18 protein-coding genes are annotated in these 21384 nt (G+C 66.2%); 6 read left to right on the top strand and 12 right to left on the bottom strand.

The window, feature by feature from the left end:
• Nucleotides 1-333: 333 nt before the first annotated feature.
• From BBA01S_RS24275 to BBA01S_RS24245, 6 genes are all read right to left on the bottom strand, one after another.
• The gene (locus BBA01S_RS24275) at nucleotides 334-1833 is read right to left on the bottom strand and encodes an alginate export family protein (protein WP_027818720.1); all 1500 of its coding nucleotides are present in this window, start codon (nucleotides 1831-1833) and stop codon (nucleotides 334-336) included.
• 156 nt (nucleotides 1834-1989) lie between these two features.
• A complete protein-coding gene (locus BBA01S_RS24265) occupies nucleotides 1990-2904 on the bottom strand; it encodes a VOC family protein (RefSeq protein WP_027818719.1) in 915 nt (304 codons plus the stop codon).
• 36 nt (nucleotides 2905-2940) lie between these two features.
• Complete coding sequence (locus BBA01S_RS24260; protein ID WP_027818718.1) at nucleotides 2941-3387, bottom strand: DoxX family protein; 447 nt, start codon at nucleotides 3385-3387, stop codon at nucleotides 2941-2943.
• A gap of 1 nt (nucleotide 3388) precedes the next feature.
• On the bottom strand, nucleotides 3389-5278 hold the full coding sequence (locus BBA01S_RS24255) for an amidohydrolase (RefSeq protein ID WP_027818717.1): 1890 nt from the start codon (nucleotides 5276-5278) through the stop codon (nucleotides 3389-3391).
• Nucleotides 5279-5306: 28 nt separating this feature from the next.
• The gene (locus tag BBA01S_RS42490) at nucleotides 5307-5474 is read right to left on the bottom strand and encodes a DUF1427 family protein (protein ID WP_042297817.1); all 168 of its coding nucleotides are present in this window, start codon (nucleotides 5472-5474) and stop codon (nucleotides 5307-5309) included.
• Nucleotides 5475-5732: 258 nt separating this feature from the next.
• The gene (locus tag BBA01S_RS24245; protein ID WP_027818716.1) at nucleotides 5733-6419 is read right to left on the bottom strand and encodes a hydrolase; all 687 of its coding nucleotides are present in this window, start codon (nucleotides 6417-6419) and stop codon (nucleotides 5733-5735) included.
• Nucleotides 6420-6710: 291 nt separating this feature from the next.
• Here BBA01S_RS24245 and BBA01S_RS24240 point away from each other — a divergent pair, with 291 nt between their 5' ends.
• Both BBA01S_RS24240 and BBA01S_RS24235 read left to right on the top strand, forming a co-directional pair.
• The gene (locus BBA01S_RS24240) at nucleotides 6711-6986 is read left to right on the top strand and encodes a XapX domain-containing protein (protein WP_027818715.1); all 276 of its coding nucleotides are present in this window, start codon (nucleotides 6711-6713) and stop codon (nucleotides 6984-6986) included.
• A gap of 49 nt (nucleotides 6987-7035) precedes the next feature.
• Complete coding sequence (locus BBA01S_RS24235) at nucleotides 7036-8616, top strand: cation:proton antiporter (RefSeq protein ID WP_027818714.1); 1581 nt, start codon at nucleotides 7036-7038, stop codon at nucleotides 8614-8616.
• Nucleotides 8617-8635: 19 nt separating this feature from the next.
• On the opposite strand, the gene BBA01S_RS24230 is transcribed toward BBA01S_RS24235, so the two are convergent.
• The 3 genes from BBA01S_RS24230 to BBA01S_RS24220 all read right to left on the bottom strand — a co-directional run bounded on the left by BBA01S_RS24230 (nucleotide 8636) and on the right by BBA01S_RS24220 (nucleotide 12958).
• The gene (locus tag BBA01S_RS24230) at nucleotides 8636-10372 is read right to left on the bottom strand and encodes an FAD-dependent oxidoreductase (RefSeq protein ID WP_027818713.1); all 1737 of its coding nucleotides are present in this window, start codon (nucleotides 10370-10372) and stop codon (nucleotides 8636-8638) included.
• Between the two features lie 109 nt (nucleotides 10373-10481).
• Nucleotides 10482-11945, bottom strand: a complete 1464-nt coding sequence (locus tag BBA01S_RS42485) for an efflux transporter outer membrane subunit (RefSeq protein ID WP_084162504.1) — start codon at nucleotides 11943-11945, stop codon at nucleotides 10482-10484.
• Nucleotides 11942-12958, bottom strand: a complete 1017-nt coding sequence (locus tag BBA01S_RS24220) for an HlyD family secretion protein (RefSeq protein ID WP_052391869.1) — start codon at nucleotides 12956-12958, stop codon at nucleotides 11942-11944. The genes BBA01S_RS42485 and BBA01S_RS24220 overlap by 4 nt, the downstream gene beginning before the upstream one ends.
• Nucleotides 12959-13038: 80 nt before the next feature.
• On the opposite strand from BBA01S_RS24220, the gene BBA01S_RS24215 reads away from it, so the two are divergent.
• Nucleotides 13039-14628: an MFS transporter gene (locus BBA01S_RS24215; protein WP_027818711.1), complete on the top strand. Its 1590-nt coding sequence runs from the start codon at nucleotides 13039-13041 to the stop codon at nucleotides 14626-14628.
• A 167-nt stretch (nucleotides 14629-14795) separates the two neighbouring features.
• Here the strand turns inward: BBA01S_RS24215 and BBA01S_RS24210 are convergent, their stop codons facing one another.
• Together BBA01S_RS24210 and BBA01S_RS42480 are read right to left on the bottom strand one after the other, a co-directional pair.
• The gene (locus tag BBA01S_RS24210; protein ID WP_027818710.1) at nucleotides 14796-15194 is read right to left on the bottom strand and encodes a BON domain-containing protein; all 399 of its coding nucleotides are present in this window, start codon (nucleotides 15192-15194) and stop codon (nucleotides 14796-14798) included.
• A complete protein-coding gene (locus BBA01S_RS42480; RefSeq protein WP_063750564.1) occupies nucleotides 15191-15907 on the bottom strand; it encodes an HD domain-containing protein in 717 nt (238 codons plus the stop codon). The genes BBA01S_RS24210 and BBA01S_RS42480 overlap by 4 nt, the downstream gene beginning before the upstream one ends.
• Nucleotides 15908-16347: 440 nt before the next feature.
• On the opposite strand from BBA01S_RS42480, the gene BBA01S_RS24195 reads away from it, so the two are divergent.
• On the top strand, nucleotides 16348-17256 hold the full coding sequence (locus BBA01S_RS24195; protein WP_042297786.1) for a helix-turn-helix domain-containing protein: 909 nt from the start codon (nucleotides 16348-16350) through the stop codon (nucleotides 17254-17256).
• A gap of 73 nt (nucleotides 17257-17329) precedes the next feature.
• Here BBA01S_RS24195 and BBA01S_RS24190 read toward each other — a convergent pair whose 3' ends face one another.
• Nucleotides 17330-18487: an FAD binding domain-containing protein gene (locus tag BBA01S_RS24190; protein WP_027818708.1), complete on the bottom strand. Its 1158-nt coding sequence runs from the start codon at nucleotides 18485-18487 to the stop codon at nucleotides 17330-17332.
• Between the two features lie 375 nt (nucleotides 18488-18862).
• Here BBA01S_RS24190 and BBA01S_RS24185 point away from each other — a divergent pair, with 375 nt between their 5' ends.
• Nucleotides 18863-19987, top strand: coding sequence for an FAD binding domain-containing protein (locus BBA01S_RS24185; protein ID WP_027818707.1), 1125 nt, complete (start codon nucleotides 18863-18865; stop codon nucleotides 19985-19987).
• Between the two features lie 137 nt (nucleotides 19988-20124).
• A complete protein-coding gene (locus BBA01S_RS24180) occupies nucleotides 20125-21249 on the top strand; it encodes an alkene reductase (protein ID WP_027818706.1) in 1125 nt (374 codons plus the stop codon).
• The last annotated feature ends 135 nt before the right edge of the window (nucleotides 21250-21384 follow it).

Here is a 21384-nt window from a genome sequence, read left to right as displayed (position 1 = left end):
CAGCCCGATGTGGCGCCTTATGGTCTCGTCAGCGACGCCGACCAGCGCAACGCGACGCGCAAGGAAATCGTGACGCTCGCGGAGCGGCTCTGGCAGGACAAGGCTCAGGCACGCAGTCATCATCTCGGCCTGGCAAATGGCACGAGCAGCCCTGCACTGGCGCTCGCCACGCTGGCCGTGGCCGCAGACCGGGTCAACGCCACGTGGGCCGCGGAGTGATTCATGTTGTGCGTTCGCTCAGTCGCTTGGGGTTCTTAAGCAACGCGCGAATGAGCGACCACACACAGCGTGTCAGCCAAGATCTTGATGAAGGATTTGCGTTGCGCCCGACATCTACCACCCATACTTAAGCTCGACGCCAGCATAGTCGGCGTTATGGCCGCCCGCCTGGCGGATCGTGTTGCCTACCTGAAAGTGCACCGCCTCGATCGAGCCAATGAGGTTCGCGGCAATCGTCCAGTCCGCACGCAACTGGACGTACATGCCCGTCCATAGACTGCCCCTGCCCGCTGTGCCCGGCACCACCTGGCTGCCCTGCTGATAGACCGCATCGCCCGTCGTCTCGCGCCACTGGAAACCGAGCGCGCCCAGCAGCGCGAGATTCGCGCTCGGCTTGAGCGTGATGGACGGCTTCACGTGGATGAGGTTCGAGTAGCCCGTATAGCCGGCCAGCGTGAAATAGTAGCCATTGGGAAACAACGGATTGAACGTTCCGACCCGGCCATCGCCGGGATGGCGGTCGCCCGAAGCGGCGTCCACCTGCAACCCGATGCGCGGCGCCCACGGCAAATCGAGCTTGTAGCCCGCGATCGAACCGATCGCCCAGGCGCCAATCGTGCTGTTGCCGACCGTGCCCGTCTGCAGCATGCCTTCGACGTCCCAGTCGAAGCGCTCATGCGTGCCGGTATAACGCAGATCCCAGACGTCGCGCCGCTCGGGCCCGCTCGCATCGAGAAACCGCGCGTTGCTGCGGTTATAGCGCGACCAGTAGCCGGACAGGTCGCCGGGCCCCACCGACTGGCGCTCGAAACGCACGCCGCTGAAGGTGAGGTCACGGTTCGACACATCGTCGAAGGTGCTCACGTCGCGGTACTGCACGGGCTGCGTCGCATACGCAATGAAACGCCATTTCCCGTATTCGTAGTCGGCCCAGACAGCGTCGAACGCCTGGCGAACGTTCGGGCCATCGCGCACGGAAATGAAACGCTGCAAGTCGAACGCCATTTCCTGGCGGCCGATGCGAACCTTGACCGTGCCGCTGCCGAGCGCGCCGGTATAGGTCACGAATGCCTGCTCGATATCGAGCGGATTCTTGTCCACCGGCGTCACCGAGTTCTTGCCGAACGCACGCGCATCCTCAAGCTGCACAAAGAACTGCCAGTGCTGGCCGAGATGCGCGTCGGCGTTCACCTCGACGCGCTGGATCAGGTAGGTGTCCGACTGCGCGGAGCCGATGCCGAACAACGGCGCGTTGTTGCTTTCGATGCGCTCGCGCAGGTTCGCGCCGAGCGAAAGATACGACGAGGGATCGCCGCCCAGCGGCATGTACTTGAGGCCGTCGAGCGGCGCGCGCGGCACGCAGGGATTGGCAAGTACAGACCAGTCCTCCTGCCAGCGGTTGAACATCACGACAGGACGCTTGGCGCTGCATGCAGCGGGTTGTGCGGCCGTTTGCGAGTCCGTTTGCGAGTCCGTTTGTGCGACAGCCTGTGTATCTGTCTGTGTGTCCGCCTGCGCGAACGCCGCATCCGCGCCCGCCAGCAACAGCCCTGCGATAGCCGTCGCGCCGGCGGCCCTCTCGAAGCGCCACCCGCCCCTCTTGCTCGATACCATGAGTCTTCTTGCCGTTACCGGTTTGTGATGGGATGCAGCGGCCCGGTTCTCACGCCGCGCGCGCGGCGAACAGCCCGCGCGTCGCGACGCCGCTCAGTGTGTCGACCAGGCCAGCGACGGCGGCGAGGCTCACGCCCTCGCCTCATGCCTCATGCCTTATTTCGCGGCGCGGTCGTGGATCTCGGCGATATAGCCGCCCGGGAACTGGACGATTGCGGCATTGCGGCCTTCCGACGCAAACGGCGGCACCAGCACGTTCACGCCCGCGGCTTTCGCCTTCTCCAGCGTCGCGGCGAGATCCGGCACTTCGTAGCCCGTCATTTCGTGGCCAAACGGATACGGCAGATGGCCGTCGGTCACGAGCACGGTCATCTTGCCGAAGCCCGATTCGATCCGGATACGGCGGTACGTATCGTTCGGCCGCCCGATCTCGACGCCCGGCGCGTTGGCTTCGTCGGATACCACCTTGCCGTGCGAGAAGTTGACAAAGGCGTGAACGAACTTGTGCAGGCTTTGCGGCGACACGTACACGCGGTTCTCCGGCGCGGTCTGCAGCGCGTCGTACTTCGGCGCCTGGGTATGCCAATAGAGCTGCATGTTCACGCCGCCCGGCCACGTGACGACTGCGTCGCGACCAATCGGATCGGGGAACGTATCGACGATCACGTCTGCGCCAAGCGCACGCGCCGACTTCACCGCCGCGTCCATGTCGGTCACGAGATAGCCCGTGCGCTCAGCGCCGAACGGCCAGGGCACCGGCGTCTTGAAGCCGAACACGGAAATCGTGCCCGACGGCGTGAAGACGAGTTGCGACATCGTCTGGCTCGGCGTCGGCGTGACCTGGAACACGCCCTGCTTCGACTTGCTGCCGCCGAAAGTCGCGACGAAGCTGTCCGTGAAGCGGTCGAAATCTTCCGGCGCGACATACACGTGGGTCGTGTCGTACTGCGGGCCGACCGCGACCCACGGCGCCAGCGTCGGCGCTGCCGGCGGCTTGGCAAACGCGGCGGGCGCGGCCAGGAGACTGCCCGCGATCATCAGGGCAGCGAGTACAGGGCGAAGTGCTTTCATAACGAGATTTCCTTGATGTTTCAGTTTGCCGGTCAATCATGCCCGGCGGCTGCCGGATGCAGGCTGGACATCGGCAAGCAGGGTCGCGAGCACGAGCGCCGCGATCAGCCCCATATGCTCGAAAAAACTGTTGAGCGCGATGAAACGCGCGGTGCCGGCCTGGTTCCAGAAGTCGTTGGCGACCAGCATCGCCACGACCGTCAACATAGCGAGTCCGCCCGCGCCAAGCCAGGTGAATCGACGCAGCACCACGCACAGCGAACCGCCGATCTCGACCGCGATCGCGAGCGCAGCCCACAGCGCGGGGGGATGCAGGCCGAAATGCGCCTGCTCCGCAATCGCGCTGTCGAAGTGCAGCGCCTTGTTGACGCCGCCGATCAGGTACGCGGACACCAGCGCGAGGCGCATGAGCGGCGCGACCCACCCCTGCGCAAGCAGCGCACGAACCCATGCGGGATTGCCACTGCCGCTCAGCGCCGACATGTCAAACCGCCCAGCAGGAGCAGCCAAACGCGCCCCAGAAGCCGCTGGCGTCCGAGGTCGGCAACGTCTTGCCCCATGCGCTCGCGTGGCCGTGGCCATGCAGGTCGCAGGCGTTCGCGCAGGCGCACAGCGCGGCGGCCGCGGCACGCTGGAGCGGCGCGCCCTCGCGTTGCGTCGCGCCCCAGCCGCCATAGCCGCCATACTGGCGCACCGGCGACCAGTCCGGCATGGCGGGCGGAATCGGCGCGTCGTATTGCGAGAACGGGCCCGCACCCCAGACGATCCGCCCGCCAACCACCGTAAGCAAGGCCGACGTGGTGGCGATATCGTCCTCGGCGCACGCGAAGAAGTCCCGGTCGGGCACCATCAGGTCGGCCAGTTGCCCGACCGCGATGCGGCCTTTGCGGCCTTCTTCGTTCGAGAACCAGGTCACGTACTCCGTCCACATGCGCAGCGCCGTTTCGCGATCGAGCAGGTTGCGTTGCGGATACATGCGCAGGCCGCCCACCGTCTTGCCGGTCACGAGCCACGCGAGCGACACCCACGGGTTGTACGACGCCACGCGCGTGGCGTCGGTGCCAGCGGAGACCTTGATGCCCTTCTCAAGCATCTTCGCGACCGGCGGCGTGGCTTCAGCAGCCTTCGCGCCGTAGCGCTCGACGAAATATTCGCCCTGGTAGGCCATGCGGTGCTGCACGGCGATGCCGCCGCCTAGCGCCGCGATGCGATCCATCGAGCGCTCGGAAACGGTTTCCGCGTGGTCGAAGAACCAGTTGAGGCCCGCGAGCGGAATGTCCTGGTTGACCTTCTCGAATACGTCCAGCGCGCGGCTGATGGTCTCGTCATAGGTGGCATGCAGACGCCACGGCCAGCGGTTCTGCGCGAGCACGCGCACCACGCCTTCAAGCTCGCCTTCCATGCCGGGCGGCAGCTCGGGGCGCGCCACGCGGAAGTCCTCGAAGTCGGCCGCCGAGAACACGAGCATCTCGCCCGCGCCGTTGTGCCGGAAGTAGTCCGAACCATCGTGGTACTTGACCGATCCCGTCCAGTTCAGGAAGTCTTCCTTTTCGGCGTTCGGCTTCTGCGTAAAGAGGTTGTACGCGATGCGCACCGTCATCTCGCCCGCTTCATGGAGCTTGCGGATGACTTCGTAATCGTCGGGATAGTTCTGCGAGCCGCCGCCCGCGTCGATGGCGCCGGTCACGCCCAGGCGATTGAGCTCGCGCATGAAATGGCGCGTCGAGTTGTATTGATACTCGAACGGCAGCTTCGGCCCCTTCGCGAGCGTCGCGTAGAGAATCGTCGCATTGGGATTGGCGAGCAGCAGCCCGGTGGGATTGCCCGCCCCGTCGCGCAGGATCGTGCCGCCCGGCGGCTCCGGCGTTTCCTTGTTATAGCCCACGACGCGCAGCGCCGCGGCGTTGAGCAGCGCGCGGTCGTACAGGTGCAGGATGAAGACGGGCGTATCGGGCGCGACGGCGTTGAGTTCCTCGATGGTCGGCAGGCGCTTCTCTTCGAACTGATGCTCGGTGAAGCCGCCGACGACGCGCACCCATTGCGGCGCGGGCGTGATCGCGACCTGCTGCTTGAGCATGTCCATGGCAGCGGCGAGCGAGCGAACCCCGTCCCAGCGCAGTTCCATGTTGTAGTTCAGGCCGCCGCGAATCAGGTGCAAGTGATTGTCGATCAGGCCTGGCAGCGCCGGTCGGCCGCCCAGGTCGACGACGCGAGTCGCGCTGCCCGCAAGCGGCATGACCTCGGCATCGCTGCCCACGGCCACGAAGCGGCCATCGGCAATCGCGACGGCGGTGGCAAGCGGGTTCGAACGGTCGAGCGTCGTCAACCGGCCGTTATGCAGGATGAGATCGGGATGGGTAGCGGTGGCACACATGTGCGTTTCCTCGCTTCACGTACTGCGATTAAAAACCGAACAGCGGCTTGAGCGCCGGGATGGCCTGCACGCCGATCACCATGCCCAGCAAGCCGACAAGGGCGACCAGCGGCGGCGCCGGCGAACGAACCTTGATGGCGCTGTAGATCACACCGGCGAGCGCGCCAGCACCGAGCGACACGAGATACGTTTCCATAAGGTCAAGCTCTTCGAAGGAGAAAAAAACGGCGCGTTGCATCCGGGCCCGTCATGCCGGGTCGCTACGCATCCTGCGCAACGGTAATCAGCTATCCTGACCTTTAAATCCTGTCCGCCATTCGCCCATTGTTTCCTGTCGTTCCGACTGCACCGGGCCATGCCCGGACGCTTAAAACGTCAGTCCTCGTGGGCACGCCCCAGCGCCGCGTTCGCACGGAACGCCACGCTGAGGCATGCGCCATCGCGGCGAAAGCGATTACTTCGCGGGCACCGCTGCCAGCAGTTCGTGCGGCTCGGCCGTGCGTTGCGCGGCCTTGTGAACCATCGTGTAGGCGTAGTCGATACCCATGCCGTAGGCGCCCGAATGTTCCTTCGCGATCGCCATGACTGCGTCGTACGTTTCGCGGTGCGCCCAGTCGCGCTGCCACTCAAGCAAGACCTGCTGCCACGTGACAGGCACGACGCCAGCCTGGATCATGCGTTGCATTGCGTAGTCGTGCGCGTCCTTCGACGTACCGCCCGAAGCGTCGGCGACCATGTAGATCTCGTAGCCGCCTTCGAGCATCGCGCACAGCGCGAACGTCGTGTTGCAGACTTCTGTCCACAGGCCAGCCACGACCACCTTCTTGCGACCGTTCGCCTTGAGCGCGTCGCGAACCTTCTGGTCGTCCCACGAGTTCATCGACGTGCGCTCAAGCAGCTTGTGGTCGGGGAACACGTCGAGCACTTCCGGGTACGTATAGCCCGAGAAGCTTTCCGTTTCGACGGTGGTGATCGTCGTCGGGACATTGAACACCTTGGCAGCCTTGGCGAGCCCAATGACATTGTTCTTCAGCACCTGGCGGTCGATCGACTGCACGCCAAAGGCCATCTGCGGCTGCTGGTCAATGATGATCAACTGGCTGTTGTGCGGGGTGAGAACTTCAAGTTTAGGATTGCTCATGACAAAGGATTCCTTTGAACCGGGAGGGAGGCGCTGCCCCACGGGGAGGGCCGCGAGGGTGACCAGAGTGTATTGCGCTGGCGAGTCAGTCAGCCAGCTGCGCATATTTGACACGCTAAAGCGGCACTTGAACAACTTAAAAATAGAATTAATCCGGCTCCAGAAAATTTATCCTTAAATAATCTGAATGCAGCTTTTCCCGCTTCTTAAAACCCGCTACGCTCCGGGAAAACTGAGGCGCAATGGTTTTTCGGTTTTTCCATTGAACCGGTCATTCACGAGATTCGCTTTATGAAGCCCTATATCCTGTCGCTGCTCGCCGGTGTGCTTATCGGCGTCGTCTACTATGCAATCGGCGTGCAGTCGCCCGCTCCGCCGATCATTGCGCTGATGGGGCTGCTCGGCATGCTGGCTGGCGAGCAGATCCTGCCGCTCGCGCGCCGCATGCTCTCGGGCGACAAGCCGCGCGCGGCATGGCGCGAAGCCAAGTGCGGCCAGCATATGTTCGGCTCGCTGCCGGGCGCCCAGGTATCCAAAGCCGCCGCAAAAGACCAGCCAGCATCGTGACGCAGCGCCATCCCCTTGCTTGCGCTCGACATAGGCTTGCGGCACGCCCATGAATAACGTCGAGCTTTTTCAGTACCTCCTGCTGCTGATCTGCGGTGCGGGCGCACTCACGTGGCTCGCCGAGCGCGTCTCGATCCCGCCTGCCGTCGTGCTCCTGCTGGGCGGCTGCGTCATTGCGGTCGCGGGCAAACGCGTTCCCGACATGGATCCCGACCTGCTGCTCGCGGCCGTGCTGCCGCCGCTGCTGATGTCGAGTTCGTTCTACACGGCATGGAAGGAGTTCAGGCAGGAACTCGCCACCATTGCCTCGCTCGTGCTCGGTGCGGTCACCTTTACGACCGTGGCCGTTGCGGTTGCGGTGCACGCCTTCAATCCCGCCCTGCCGTGGGCCGCGTGCTTCACGCTTGGCGCGATCGTCTCTCCGCCCGATGCGGTCGCCGCGAAGGCGATCCTCCAGCGCCACCCGCTGCCCGGAAGACTGGTTGCCGTGCTCGAAGGCGAAAGCCTCGTGAACGACGCATCGGGCCTGCTGATCTATCAGATGGCGATTTCCGCCGCGCTCGCGGCCACCATCACCGCCGCCAGCGCAACGCAGATGTTCTTCACGCTGACGCTGATCGGCGTCGCGGTCGGGCTCGCGTGCGGCCAGGCGATGTGCTGGGTGCTGCCGCGTCTGCGCGACCCGATGCTGGGCATCGTTGTGACCTTCGTGATGGCGTGGGCGAGTTATGGCATCGCCGAAGCGGTGCACGGCTCTGGCGTGCTCTCGGTGGTGACCTGCGGTCTCGTGCTTGGCGTACGCCAGCATCGCGTCTTCGACGCGGACATGCGCATCAAGGCCAAGGCGACCTGGGAAGCGATCGTGTTCGTACTCGACGCGCTGGTCTTCATCCTGATCGGCCTCGCACTGCACGGCATTCTCGCGGGCGTGCATCACGAAGGCGCCATGCTCGCGGCTGGCCTGCGCGTGGCGTTGCCCGCGACCGCGGCGGCCATCGCCGCGCGCCTCGTCTGGGTGTTCGCCGCGGTCTGGCTCCCGAGCCAGCTGCGCGCAAGGCGCACCGGCGGCCAGCCGTGGTCGTTCGCGGAGGCCGTCGTGATCGGCTGGGCCGGCATGCGCGGCGTCGTCAGCCTGGCCGCAGCGATTGCGTTGCCCGCCAGTTTCCCGGGCCGCGACCTGATCGTGTTCAGCACCTTCCTGCTCATCATCGCGACGCTCGTCGTGCAAGGCGGCAGTCTCGCGCCACTCATCCGGATGCTGAAGCTGCGCCCGGCCGCACGCCATACGATGTCCGAGCACGAAGCGCGCGCGAAAACGTTCGGCGCGTCGCTGGCCGCGCTTGAGGCGATCGGCAAACGTGCATCCGCTGTCGAACACACCACGCTGGAGCGTCTGCGCGCCGAATATCGCATCCGCGTGAGCGCGAACCAGGACGCGCACATGTCGGGCATCGAACGGGTCGAAGACCGCGCGCGTTTCCTGCGCGTCGAACTCGAACTGGTGGGGGTATCGCGCACGACGCTGCTCGACCTGCACCGCGACGGCAAGGTCGACAACGCGGTCTTGCATCGCATCGAGTCCGAACTCGACCTGGAAGAGCTGCGCCTGCAGCGCCTGCTCGAACCGTAAGGCGCAATTGAGCAAAGCGTCAGGATGCGCTGCTTTGCTCCGCGCACCGGCCAAGCCAGGCGTGAATCTGCGCCACCACCGCCGCGCCATCGCCAACTGCCGAAGCCACTCGCTTGGCCGCGCCCGAGCGCACATCGCCAATGGCGAAGAGGCCCGGCACATTCGTCTCAAGCGGCAGGCAGCCCGTATCCGGGTTGATGCCGGATGGCCCGGTCATGACAAAACCGTGTTCGTCCAGATGGACGCCGGTCGACGTCAACCAGTCGGTTTTCGGGTCGGCGCCGATGAACAGGAACAGATGCCGGGTCTCGATGCGCTCGCTGCCTGCGTCGGCATGCCAGACCTGAATGCGTTCGAGCGTGCCGTTGCTCGCCTCCAGCGACTCAAGCGAGCAGCGTGCGCAAATCGAAACGTTCTGCAAGGCGCCGATCCGGTCGATGAGGTAGCGCGACATGGTGGCGTCCAGGCTGTCCCGGCGAATCAGCACGCGGATGCTTCTGGCGAAGCCCGCGAGAAACACGATGGCCTGCCCCGCCGAATTGCCGCCGCCGATCAGCACGATGTCCTGGCCTCTCACGAGACGCGCCTCGATGGGCGACGCCCAGTAGTAGACGCCGCGGCCTTCGAAGTGCTCGAAGCCCGGCACGGAAGGCCGCCGGTAGGCCGCGCCGCTCGCCACCACGACCGCTTTCGCGCGCACAGTCTGCCGGTCGGAGAGCGTGAGCGCGAAGCGACCGGACGTGCGGTCGATGCAGTCGACGGCCGTCGGGATGGCGATGTGCACGCCGAACTTCAGCGCCTGCTGGAAAGCGCGCGCCGCGAGCGCCTGCCCCGAAATGCCGGTCGGAAAGCCCAGATAGTTTTCGATGCGTGCGCTCGCGCCCGCCTGGCCACCCGGCGCACGGCGATCGAACACCACCACCGAGAGCCCTTCCGATGCCGCATAGACAGCGGCCGCGAGACCTGCCGGCCCGGCGCCGACAATGGCGATGTCGTAGCACTGCGACGCAGAGAACGTCGGCACGAGGCCAAGCCGCGTGGCAAGCTCCATTTCGTCCGGCGCGCGCAGGACGGTTCCGTCCGGGCAGAACACCAGCGGAAAGTCTTCGGGCGTCGAAGTGAGCCCGGCGAGAAACCGTACGGACTCCGCATCGTTTCGCGCATCGACGACGGCCGCGGGATACGCATTGCGGCGCAGGAAACCTTGCAGCCGCACGAGACGCGCATCGTCGCCATTGCCGACGATGATCGGCCCGAGCCCCTGCTCGATCAGCCCGAGACGCCGCAGGATCAGCGCGCGCATGATGTGCTCGCCAAGCTGCGCATCCGCGACGATCAGCGAGCGCAGTTGCTCCGGCTTGAGCACCAGCGTGTCGCAATCGGTCAGCGCGATGGCGTCGACAAGCGACGGCTTGCCGGTGAGCTGCACCATCTCGCCCATGAAATGGCCGTCGTCGTGTTCGGTGACGAGCGTGGTGCGGCCCTGCGCGTCGCGCGTCTCGATCCGCACGTGGCCGCTCAGCAGGATATGCAGTCCGTCGGCCACGCTACCGGTTTCGAAGATCCGCTCGCCTGCCCTGAATAGCTTGCGGCGCGCGAAACGGCTCGCGCTGCCGATCTCCGCGCTGGACAGGCGGGGGAACATCTGGTGCCGCCGGTGCTCCAGCGACGAAAACGGATTGCCGGATTCGGGCGCGTTCGTGCCCGTGCCGGTACTTGCGGTTGTGCTCGTGCTCGTGTCGTCTGCGTCGATCATTGCGTGTCGCCCGGCGGCCTGTCGTGCCGCTCATCGTGTCATCTTTAGCACTCGCCGGCCTTAAGCGGCTCTGAAAAATTCTGAACGGCGAGCACCGCCGACGTCCTCGCTATTGCGGGGAGACGGCGCTGGCCGCCATTGCGGCGTGTGCCGTCGGTGCGGCTTGCTGCGCCGACCAGCCGCCGCCGAGCGCCCGCACGAGCGCGACGGTCGCCACGGCCAGCGCCTGGCGCGCGTGTATGGCGTCGCGCTCGATCGACAAGGCGTCGCGGTTGGAATTGACGACCTCGAAGTAATCCACGTAGCCGAGCGTATAGCGCCGACGCGACAACTGCGCGACCTGATCCGAGGTCGAAGCCGCGGCGTCGAACGACGCGATGCGCTCGCGCCCGGCTGCGATATCGTCCAGCGCGACCTGCACTTCGCGCAGCGCGTCATAGGCAATGCCGCGATACGCCGCTTCGTCCAGCGTATAGCGGGCCTGCGCCGCCGCCAGCGCGGCGTCGCGCCGTCCGCCGTCGAACAGCGGCAGCGCGAGCGACGCCGCAAGCCCCCACAAGGAACTGTTGCGGTCGAGAAACTCGCTGAGGCTGCGGCTGGCGAAGCCGCCGTCGGCCGTCAGCGTCAACTGGGGCAGCCACGCCGTTCTCGCGACGCCCACGGCCCATGCCGCCGCGTCGAGCCGACGCCCCGCTGCATAGACGTCCGGACGCTGCGCGAGCACCTCCGCGGGCATGCCGACCGGCACCTGCGGCACAGTCACGGGGCCGCCTGCATTCCCCAGCGCGAACGTCGCCGCCGATTGACCGAGCAGCACCGCCATCGCATCGACGAGGTTGTCTCGCAGGCGCTGGCTTTCGATCAGCTCGGCGCGAGTCGTCTGCCATTCCGTGCGTGCACGCAGCACGTCGAGATCGCTCGTGTTGCCCACGCGCGCGCGGGCCTCGACGAGCTTCATGGCGGTCTCGCGCAGCGCGACGGAACGCTTGAGCGCATCGATGTCTTCGTCGACGTAGTGGAGCGTGAGGTAATCGGCGGCGATTTCGGTGGCGACGCGCAGCTTCGCGGCGTCGGCGTCTGCCTCGGCCGCCACGGCGTTCGATTCCGCCGCGGCCGCCTCGCCGCGCAGGGCGCCCGTCCAGTCCACCGTGTAGGTGACGTCGGCGGCGACTGTCCACGTGCGCATCATGCGCTTTGGCAAGGCATTGTCGATCGTCCCCGAGGCGCGGCTGTGCGAAGCCCCCGCGCCCGCCTCGACCTGCGGCGAGAGATCCGCGCGGCTCGCGGTCACGGCCGCGCGGGCGAGATCGATGCGCGCATTCGCCTGGCGGATATCGAGGTTCTGTTCGAGCGCCTGCTCGACAAGACGCGCTAGCCGCGGGTCGCCAAACATCGTCGGCCATGTGCTCGCAACGCGGGGCGCGGCGCCCTCCGTCGCAGCCGTCACATCAGTCACCGCCGCTGCGCCCGTTTGCCGGAACGGCCCAGGCGTGAGCGGAACGGACAGGTCGACACGATGCGCCACCGTGCAGCCGCCCAGCCAAACCAGCGCCGCGAGCGCGCCGCGCCTCATTGCGCGTGCCCCGCAGGCAGAATGGTCGCGTGCACGGACAGGCCAGGCGCCAGCCGCACGGGCAAGGGCGCGTCGAAGACGATCTTGACCGGCACGCGCTGCACGACTTTCGTGAAGTTGCCGGTGGCATTGTCGGGTGGCAGCAGCGCGAACTGCGCGCCCGTTGCCGGCGCGAGACTGTCCACGCGGCCATGCAGCGTGACGCCGGGTTCGGCGTCCACGGTGACGGTGGCGGCATCCCCTGCGGCGATGTGCTTCAACTGCGTCTCGCGGTAGTTCGCGACGACCCACACCGCCGGCTCGACGATTGCGAGCAGCGGCTGGCCTGGCGTCACGCGCTGGCCCGACTCGACGGTCTTGCGCCCCACGTAGCCGTCCACTGGCGCGACGATGGACGCGTATTCCCGTTGCAACGACGCGTCACGCAGGTTCGCCGTGCCTTGCGCCTCCTGCGCCTGCGCCGCGAACAGCGCAGCGCGCGCGGCCACAAGGCGCGCATTGGCGGCATCGACATGCGAGCGCGCGGCCACCCAGGCGGCGTCCGCGCTATCGAACTCCTGCTGCGAGAGCGCGCGAGGCGTGCCGGTCACGAGCGACTTTGCCCGTTCGTAGTCGAGACTCGCCTTGTGCGCGTCGGCCTGGGCAGCGACGACGGCGGCCTGCGCCTCGGCGATTGCCGCCTGTGCGCCGTGCTGCGCCGCCTGCGCCTGAAGAATGCGGGCGCGCTCCAGCGCCACGCGCACGTCGAAGTCGCGCGGATCGAGTTCGACGAGCACTTGCCCCGCATGCACGAGCTGGTTGTCGTCGACGACGACGCGCTCGACCGTCCCGTTCACGCGCGGCGAGATCAGGTGGACGTGCCCGGTGACATACGCGTCGTCGGTGGCGTGGCTGCCTTCCGAAAACGCGAACACAATCGCGACCGCCACGCAGAGCGCAAACACGGCAAAGCCCGCCATGACGAACAGATGTTTTCTCGTCAGTGCGCTATCGTTCTGCGGTACAGGTTCCACTTCACGCCCCTTGCATGCAAACAAATCCGATCGACCGTAAGATGCTTCGCACTACGATCCTTCATTGAATATGGTTTCCGATGCCCAACAGCCCGCCCTCTCCCGCCTGCCTCGCACCCGCCGTTGCCGCGCCCGTTCCCGCCGTCGCCATTCCGACCTGGCGCTCGTTCGCGGCAATCGGCGCGGTGCTGCTTGGCGCGATGATTTCGACGTTGACCTCGCGCATCACCTCGCTCGGTCTCGCCGATATTCGCGGCGCGCTCGGCGTGGGCTTCGACGACGGCTCGTGGATCAACACGGCCTTCACCGCTGCGCAGATGTTCGTGGGCCCGCTTGCCGTCTGGGCCGCGTTCGTCTTTGGGGTGCGCCGCGTGCTGCTTGTCGCCGCGTCGGTGTTCCTCGTGGCGGAGATGCTGTTGCCGTTCGCCACGGACTTTCGCGTCTTCATCCTTCTGCAAACCTGCGCCGGTCTTTCATCGGGCGCATTCGTGCCGACCACCGTGAGCTTCATCGTGCGCACACTGCCCGCGCGCCTGATTCCGTTCGGCATTGCCGCCTACGCGATGAACCTCGAAACCTCGCTCAACATCTCGGCCACCCTGGAGGGCTGGTATAGCGAGCACCTGAGCTGGCACTGGCTGTTCTGGCAAAACGCGCTGCTATGCCTGCCATTCATGCTCTGCCTGCTCCTGGCGATGCGTGACGACCCCACACATGCGCGCGAAGCGCCGCCCGATTACGCAGGCCTGTTACTGGGCGCCTGCGGTTTCACGGCGCTCGTGATCGCGCTCGACCAGGGCGAGCGCCTGTTCTGGTTCCAGTCGCCCTTCATCGTCTGGATGATGGGTGCGGGCGCGTTGCTGCTGGCCGGTTCGGTCGCCATCCAGCTTGTTTCCGCGCGCCCGGCCATTCACCTCGACTGGTTCCTGCGGCCCAACATCCTGATCCTGATTGTGCTGGTCGGGCTCATCCGCTTCTGCGTGCTGAACACGAGTTTCATTCCGTCCGTGTTTCTTGCGAACGTGCACGGCTTGCGGCCACTTCAGGTCGGCGACACGCTGCGCTGGATCGCGATTCCCCAAGCCCTGTTCGCACCGGCCATCGCGTTCATGCTGCTGCGCATCGACCCGCGCCTGCTCATCAAGATCGGTTTCGCCGCCGTGGCGATCGCATTCGCGCTCGGCACCGGCATCTCCAGCGTGTGGGCCGAAGCGGACTTCGTTCCCTCGCAGTTGCTACAGGCGCTTGGACAGACCATGGTGCTGACCTCGGTCATCTACTTCCTTGGCAAGCACGTGACCGCCGAACACGCCCTGACCTTCGGTGCCGTCATCCAGACGACGCGCCTCTTCAGCGGCCAGCTCGGCACCACTTCGCTCGCGCTCACGCAGCGCATTTTCGAAGTGACGAATTCGCAGCTGCTGGGCACCCATGTCGATGCCTTCAATCCGCTCACACTGGAGCGGCTGCTCGCGCTGCCCTCGACGGGCGGCGCGTGGCTCGCGAGCAATCCGTCTCTCGCGCCCGCCGCCAATCTCGCGCTGCTCGACCATGCCGTGCGCACGCAAGCCGTGACGCTGGCGCTCGCGGACAACTACCGGCTCGCCGCTGCATGCGCGATAACCGGCATCGTTTGCGCACTGCTGCTCGCGCGGAATCCGCGTGCCTGAGACGGCCCAGGTGCAGCCATCGATACTGACAGCACTCCGGGTCGCGCGCCTTAAGGGCTTCTGAATTGTTCTGAACGGGATGCCGGGCGGCCGGCGCCTCGCCAGCAGGTCACCATGGTGCTGGCGTGGCGCCGGTCGAACGCCCGGTTAGCGTACCGGCGCGCCGCTCAGTTGCCGGGCGTGCGCACGGTGAGCCGGTTGACGACCTGGCTCACGCCTTCCACGTCTTGTGCGTGCTGCTGGGCGGCCGCGATCTGGGTCGTTTCGGGCACCGAACCGGCAAGCGTGACGACGCCCGATTTCGCGAGCACGACGACGTTTGCCATCGGCACGTCGCCCGCCTTCGTCACTGCCTTGCGCACGTTTGCCGCCAGCTTGCGGTTGGCGGCTTTCGTGGCCTTGCTGGCGGCCTTTTTGGCTGCTTTATCCTGCGCGGCTTGCTGCTGCGCAGCGCTCTGCTCATGGGTCGTGACAGGCGGCGAATACGACGTGACCGCATCGGCGGCAAAAGCCTGGACGCTCGTCAATGCCAGTGCGGCCAGCAACGGAATGAAGCGGTTTTTCATGGTTTGAGTCTGCTTGAGTGTGAGTGGGAATGTGAATGGGAAAATGCGTGCCTGTCCGGCTGGCTCCAGCGCGAGCCGAGAATCAGCCCGCAAAAGTTCAGCCGGCAGTAATCGGGATCGAGGCGGGCAAGAATGTCTGCGCTCCAGGTGCCGCTGGTCGTCTGCGGCCGATGGCCAACGCCCCGGCCAATCGCCGCGATCATGTCTTCATTGAACGTGGCTTCGCGCGGATAGGCCGCGAGAATCGCCTCGCGCTCGGCGCAGGTGTACGCGTCGTAGTTCGCGCCGACGAGATCGGTCTGCGCCCCTTGTGCCAGCAGCCGCGCGAGCGGCGAAACATGCTCGGGAATGCCTGGCGTGGTATGCAGGGCGATCGCACGCCACACATCGTCCGCCATGTACGCAGCGATGCCCGCCAGCAGCGCGCGCGCCGCGTCGGCGCTGTCCACTTCATAGCGCAGTTGCGAGTGCGCGTAGGCCGGACTCAGCCCCATGTTTGCGTACATCGCGCTCACGTAGAGTGCTTCCGCGTCGCAGACATGACGCTCGCGCCGGGCGCTGAGCGACGCGAACACGAACACGCGGCGCGCGTGGCCGACCAGCACCGGAGCGAGCGAGGCGCGGGCATTCTCGACGGCGAGCGTCGCGAGCGCGGTGCGCGGAATGCGCACGCCCGCCACTTCGTCGGGGGCTACCGCAAGTTCAGGTTTCATGAGGCGCTCCGTGCCCGGGTCTATCGCTGCACGAACGCGAAGACGAGCAAGCCGCAGTTCAGCCGCTGCCCATGCCGAAGGCGGGATGAGAGCGAGGTGCCGTCGGCCGCCTCCACGAAGCTCTGAGCGCTCATACGTGTCTCTGTGTCCATTCAAACGGTTTCGCGGATGTCGTCTGCGGTACGCTCTTGCGTAGCGCGCGCGAGCGCGGCCGGGAAGACTCCGGCGGCAAGTGATGGACAGCGTACGCAATCACGGACGTAAAGTCCTGTTGGATCCCTTAATTGTTATGAACGCGCATGCCGCGTACGTAGCGCCAGGCAGTAAGATGGCTCGTTGCCCATGGCCTCATCCGGCGTCTGCCCGCTTCAGGCCGGTTCGCCGCGCGAGCAATTTGCAAACATCACTCCGGGAGCCGCATCCGGTTCGAGGTCGCTCCGATGATTTCATCAGCCTTCATGCCCAATGTATCGACCGGTTCGAAAGATTCGCTCGGGTGCGTCTCCACCAACCTGCGCCGGGACATGCAGGTCGATAACGGCGACATCACGTTCTTTCGCAAATGCATGGACACGCCGGAGCTCGAACGCATCGCCATGCCCGGTTGCGAACGCGGCTTACTGGTGGGCGTCTCCTTGCGAAGCGGTCACCGGCGCAAGATCTTTCGCGGGCCGCAGACCATCGACAGGCGCTTTGGCGACAGTTCGATTTATATCCGCGACTTCGCCGAGGACTACCGGGCCGATCTATATGGCAACTTCGACTTTCTGCTGGTCGAGTTGTCCCATGGCTTCCTGAATCACCTGAGCGACGAACACAACGTGCCGCCCGTCCAGGGACTGACCTGCGCCGTCGAACAGGAAGACGTCGTGCTCGGCCACCTCGCGAGGGCGCTGACCGCCAGCCTCGAAACGACCGGCCCCATCAACACGCTGCTCATCGAGCAGCTTGGCGTGGCGATCGGCACGCATCTCTCGCGTCAATACGGCAACCTGCAACCCACGGACGAACGCGCCAAGGGGACGCTGTCGCCCGCCTGTTCGGCCCGCGCCAAAGAGATGCTGCTCGACGGCTCGCGCGACGGCGTCTCGATTGCCGACGTCGCGCGCGCATGCAACCTGTCGCGCGGCTATTTCATTCGCGCGTTCGCGAAGGAGACGGGGCAGACCCCGCATCAATGGGTGCTGCAGCAGCGCGCGGAGCAGGCGCGGCAGCTCATGGACGCCACGGACATGACGCTTTCGTCGATTGCGGCGTCCTGCGGCTTTGCGGATCAAAGCCACCTGAGCCGCGTGTTCCTCAGGATCGTCGGCATGTCGCCGAGCGCGTGGCGTCGCCGCGCGCAGTAGCACACAGTAGCGGGCGCGGCAGCGCTCAAGCCGACGCGCCGCTGCTGCTCCGCGCCGCACGAGGACGCATGCCTCATAGCGTGGCGTGCACGCCAAGGTCGCCCATGACCTGCCTGCCAAGGTCGATGCCGAACTCGTACAGACGCACGCCGTTGCGCCACTCGCTTGCTTCCCACTGCTTGAGCGCCTCGTCGATCGGCCTTTCGGGGTCACGCAACTGCTGTGCAAGAGCCACCGCGTTCGAAGCGGCCTTTGCAGCGCCCGCGCCGGTATGCGGCCGTGCAACGAAGGCGGCGTCGCCCAGCAGCACCGCGCGGCCGAACACCAGCTTCGGCGCCCGATAGTCCTGGATGATCTGCAGGAATGGCGCGTCGCTTGCCTGCACCAGCGCGGCGAGTGCCGGGGCCAGCTGCTCGCGGGCGTCCGACCTCAGGCGCGCGGCAACCTCGTCGCGCAGCGCGCCGGGCGGAACGGACAGCGCGCGCTGCACGCCATGCCGGTCGGTCAGCGCGGCGTCGAGCGGCGCGCCCGCAGCCAGGGGCCGATACCAGACCCAGTTCCAGCGCCGCTCTCCCACCCGTGTCGAACCGTCTTCCCCTGGGATCAGATAAGTCAGCAACTGGTGCGCATCGCCGCCCTGGAACGTGAATGCATCGGCAAGCGTGGCCGCGCTGGCCGGGTCGAGCGCCGATTCCGGCAGCAGACCGCGCCAGGCCACGTATCCCGCATAGTCGGGGAAATCGTCGGGCAGCAGCATCGAGCGCGTCGTCGAATGCGGGCCGTCCGCGGCAATCAGGAGATCGGCGCGAACATGCTGCCCATCCGAGAGCATCACGTCGATGCCTGCGCCGTCCTGTTCGAAGCCCGCGAGCGCAACGCCCGGATGCACGACCTCATCGGGCAGCCCTGCCCTCAAGGTGTTGTACAGCACGCTCCATGCGGTCTGCGCCTGCGGCATGCGCTGGCGCATCAGCACCGCGCCGCTGGCGTCGAGATACTGCCGGTCGCGCGATGGCACGCCAAGCTGCGGCGCGTGCGCAATGCCCGCGAACCGGAACGCTTCGAGCAGCGCGGGCTGCATGACGAGGCCACCGCCGCGGCTGTCCAGTTCGCTGATCGAGCGCTCGTAGACATCGACCGACCAGCCTGCCGCCCGCAAGGACGCGGCGGTAAAGAGCCCGCCCAGCGAACCGCCGATGATCACTGCGCGACGCGATGTTTGATCAGTCATGTCGTTGACTCCTTGAGTTGAAGCTGGTTTGAACCTGGGTTGCCGCGGTTTTCCCTTGCGGCCTGATCATCAGCGTAAGGGCGACAGCGACGATCCAGAATCCAGGCTGGACGCAATGCTGCGTTGCGTGGCCCGCAAGCGGGCGCGCCCTTCTGCGCACCGGGCGTGACAGTGCCGCCTGAAATACCTGAAAAGTTCTGAAAATAGCGGCCTGGAACGGGCCAGCAAGGACTCGACGGCGGCGGCCCGTACGCTTTGACGCTATGCTCTGCTGGCAGTTGAAACACGCGTCCCGCCCAGTGGCTGATCGCCGCCATGGGCCGTCTTCAGCGCAGCGCGCCCGGCGCCTCGCGATCCGCATGGAAGCCACCCATCATGAAAATCATCATTGCCGGCGGCTCGATCGCCGGTCTCGCCACGGCCCTGACGCTCGATTGCACCGGCCACGACGTGGAGGTCTACGAGCGCTCCGCCACGCCTTTGCGCGGCCAGGGCGGCGGCGTGGCGGTACTGCGGCGCATGATGGCGTTCCTCGAACAGCATGGGCATTACTGCCGCGACATGATCAGCGTACCGACGCGCCGCCGTCGCTGGATCGACCGCGACGGCGCGCTCACACGCGACGAGCCGGAGATGCTGCCGTTCTCGTCGTGGGACGCCGTCTACCGTTCGCTTTGCGGCATGCTGCCGCCCGGGCGCATCCGCTACGGCGAGCTGGTCACGGGATTCAGTCAGGATGACGAAGGAGTCGATGTCCGCATCGGCGAGCGCACGGTGCGCGCCGATATCCTGGTCGCGGCGGACGGCACTGCGTCGATGCTGCGAACGCAGATTTTCCCCGGCTACGCCCCATCGTTCGCGGGCTATATTGCGTGGCGCGGCATTGTCGACGAAGCGGATTTCGACGCCGACGCCATCGCATCGCTCGTCGAGAACATGACGCTGCACAAGGCGCCCGGCGAACTCTTCATGGCCTTCCTGATTCCCGCGCTGGACGGATCGCTCGCGCCGGGGTCGCGGCGTTTCAACTGGCTCTGGTATCGCAACGAGCCAGATCCCGAAGCGCTGCGCCGCCACCTGACCGATCGCGCGGGCACCGTCCATCATGCGTCGATCCATGCGGGCCAGCTTTCTGACGAATCCGTTTCGACGCTCAGGCAGCTCGCCGAAGAACGGCTCCCCGCCGCATTCGCACAACTGGTGCTGGCCACGCGCGCGCCGTTCGTCCAGGCCATCTTCGACGCGCTGAGCCCCGGCTTTGCGCAGGGGCGCGTGGCGCTGGTGGGCGACGCAGCCTGCACGGTGCGCCCGCACACGGCTTCGGGCACCTCGAAGGCGGCGGCCGACGCGGTCTCGCTCGCGCAGGCGCTTGCGCCGCCCGCAACCGATGCCGTGCAGCGCCTGGCGGACTGGTCGGCGAAGCGCCGCGCCGAAGTCACGTCGCTGCTCGAAAAAGGGCCTCAGCTCGCCTCGGTGTTCGGTCTCGGCACGCCGCCATGACACGGCCCTGACGCCGCCAGCAGGCGATCCCAGGCGTGCGGCGCAAAACTGCATAGCGCGCGCGACGGATTCTCCCCGCTGCCGATCGTCGATAACGTTGCAGACATCCGCTCCCCCTCTTACCCACGGAGATACGTATGTCTGACGCCCTGTTTCAACCGGTTCGCCTCGGCCGCCACTCGCTTGCCCACCGCGTCGCCATGGCGCCGCTCACGCGTTCGCGCGCCGGCCAGCCGGGCAACGTGCCCACCCCGATGAACGTCGAGTATTACCGCCAGCGCGCCGGCGCGGCGCTGATCGTTACCGAGGCCACCCAGGTCTCGCAGCAGGGGCAAGGCTACGCCTGGACGCCCGGCATTCATAGCGCCGAACAGATCGAAGGCTGGCGCGCCGTGAGCGAGGCCGTGCACGCCGAAGGCGGCAAGATCTTCCTGCAACTGTGGCACGTGGGACGCGTCTCGCATCCGGTGTTCCAGCCAGGCGGCGGCCTGCCCGTCGCACCGACGGCCATGCCCGTGCCCGGCAAGACCTTCGTCGTCGATAGCGATGGCAAGGGGGCGTGGGCCGATGTGCCGGTGCCGCAGGCCTTGACGCTCGACGGCATTGCGCAGATCGTGCAGGACTTCCGCGTCGCCGCGCGCCATGCGATGCAGGCCGGGATGGACGGCGTCGAGATTCACGCCGGCAACGGCTACCTGATCGACCAGTTCATCAATAGCGCCAGCAACCATCGCACCGACGCCTATGGCGGCAGCATCGACAACCGCACGCGCCTGCTGTTCGACATCGTGTCTGCGGTCACCGACGAAGTCGGCGCAGAAAACGTGGGCGTGCGGCTCACGCCCATGGGCCGCTTCATGGGCATGGGCGACGAGACGCCCAAAGCCACCTTCGGCCATATCGCCGGGCGCCTCAATGACTGGAAGCTGGCTTACCTGCACCTTGTCGAGCCCGCCATCGTGGGCACGGTGAAGGACGAAAAGTACGATCCGCGCTGGGACGCCATCATCGAACTCATGCGCCGGCAATACAAGGGCGTGCTGATGCTCGCGGGCGGCTATACGCTCGAAACCGCGACGCATGCGCTCGAAAGCGGCCGCGCCGACCTGATCGCGTTCGGCCGTCCGTTTATCGCGAATCCTGATCTGCCCGCACGTTTGCGCGACGCGTTGCCGCTCAACGAGGCCGATCCGGCCACCTTCTTCGGCGGCGATGAGAGCGGCTATATCGACTATCCGGTGTTTGCTCCGGTCTCCGAGTGACGGTCGATTGAGCGCCCATTGAGCGGCGAGCGGCGGGCAGGTTGCCCGCCGCTGTCGTTCGCCCGCAGCCTGCGCCTTCGATGTTTCAGGAGTTTTTATCCTCTGGTTCAGGATCTTTTGGCAGCCGCGATCCAC

The organism is Paraburkholderia bannensis NBRC 103871 (genome assembly GCF_000685015.1).
Classification (GTDB): Bacteria; Pseudomonadota; Gammaproteobacteria; order Burkholderiales; family Burkholderiaceae; genus Paraburkholderia; species Paraburkholderia bannensis.
Note: the sequence above shows the minus strand (reverse complement) of the source record. Positions and strands in the feature narration are given on the sequence as shown.

Bases quoted from the DNA above. Each gene is read 5' to 3' on its own strand.
- BBA01S_RS24230 (WP_027818713.1), bottom strand. From the start codon at position 10,372: ATGATCGACGCAGACGACACGAGCACGAGCACAACCGCAAGTACCGGC.
- BBA01S_RS24210 (WP_027818710.1), bottom strand. From the start codon at position 15,194: ATGAAAAACCGCTTCATTCCGTTGCTGGCCGCACTGGCATTGACGAGC.
- BBA01S_RS42480 (WP_063750564.1), bottom strand. From the start codon at position 15,907: ATGAAACCTGAACTTGCGGTAGCCCCCGACGAAGTGGCGGGCGTGCGC.
- BBA01S_RS24255 (WP_027818717.1), bottom strand. From the start codon at position 5,278: ATGTGTGCCACCGCTACCCATCCCGATCTCATCCTGCATAACGGCCGG.
- BBA01S_RS24180 (WP_027818706.1), top strand. From the start codon at position 20,125: ATGTCTGACGCCCTGTTTCAACCGGTTCGCCTCGGCCGCCACTCGCTT.
- BBA01S_RS24245 (WP_027818716.1), bottom strand. From the start codon at position 6,419: ATGAGCAATCCTAAACTTGAAGTTCTCACCCCGCACAACAGCCAGTTG.
- BBA01S_RS24275 (WP_027818720.1), bottom strand. From the start codon at position 1,833: ATGGTATCGAGCAAGAGGGGCGGGTGGCGCTTCGAGAGGGCCGCCGGC.
- BBA01S_RS24190 (WP_027818708.1), bottom strand. From the start codon at position 18,487: ATGACTGATCAAACATCGCGTCGCGCAGTGATCATCGGCGGTTCGCTG.
- BBA01S_RS24195 (WP_042297786.1), top strand. From the start codon at position 16,348: ATGATTTCATCAGCCTTCATGCCCAATGTATCGACCGGTTCGAAAGAT.
- BBA01S_RS24235 (WP_027818714.1), top strand. From the start codon at position 7,036: ATGAATAACGTCGAGCTTTTTCAGTACCTCCTGCTGCTGATCTGCGGT.
- BBA01S_RS24240 (WP_027818715.1), top strand. From the start codon at position 6,711: ATGAAGCCCTATATCCTGTCGCTGCTCGCCGGTGTGCTTATCGGCGTC.
- BBA01S_RS24260 (WP_027818718.1), bottom strand. From the start codon at position 3,387: ATGTCGGCGCTGAGCGGCAGTGGCAATCCCGCATGGGTTCGTGCGCTG.
- BBA01S_RS24185 (WP_027818707.1), top strand. From the start codon at position 18,863: ATGAAAATCATCATTGCCGGCGGCTCGATCGCCGGTCTCGCCACGGCC.
- BBA01S_RS42485 (WP_084162504.1), bottom strand. From the start codon at position 11,945: ATGAGGCGCGGCGCGCTCGCGGCGCTGGTTTGGCTGGGCGGCTGCACG.
- BBA01S_RS42490 (WP_042297817.1), bottom strand. From the start codon at position 5,474: ATGGAAACGTATCTCGTGTCGCTCGGTGCTGGCGCGCTCGCCGGTGTG.
- BBA01S_RS24265 (WP_027818719.1), bottom strand. From the start codon at position 2,904: ATGAAAGCACTTCGCCCTGTACTCGCTGCCCTGATGATCGCGGGCAGT.
- BBA01S_RS24215 (WP_027818711.1), top strand. From the start codon at position 13,039: ATGCCCAACAGCCCGCCCTCTCCCGCCTGCCTCGCACCCGCCGTTGCC.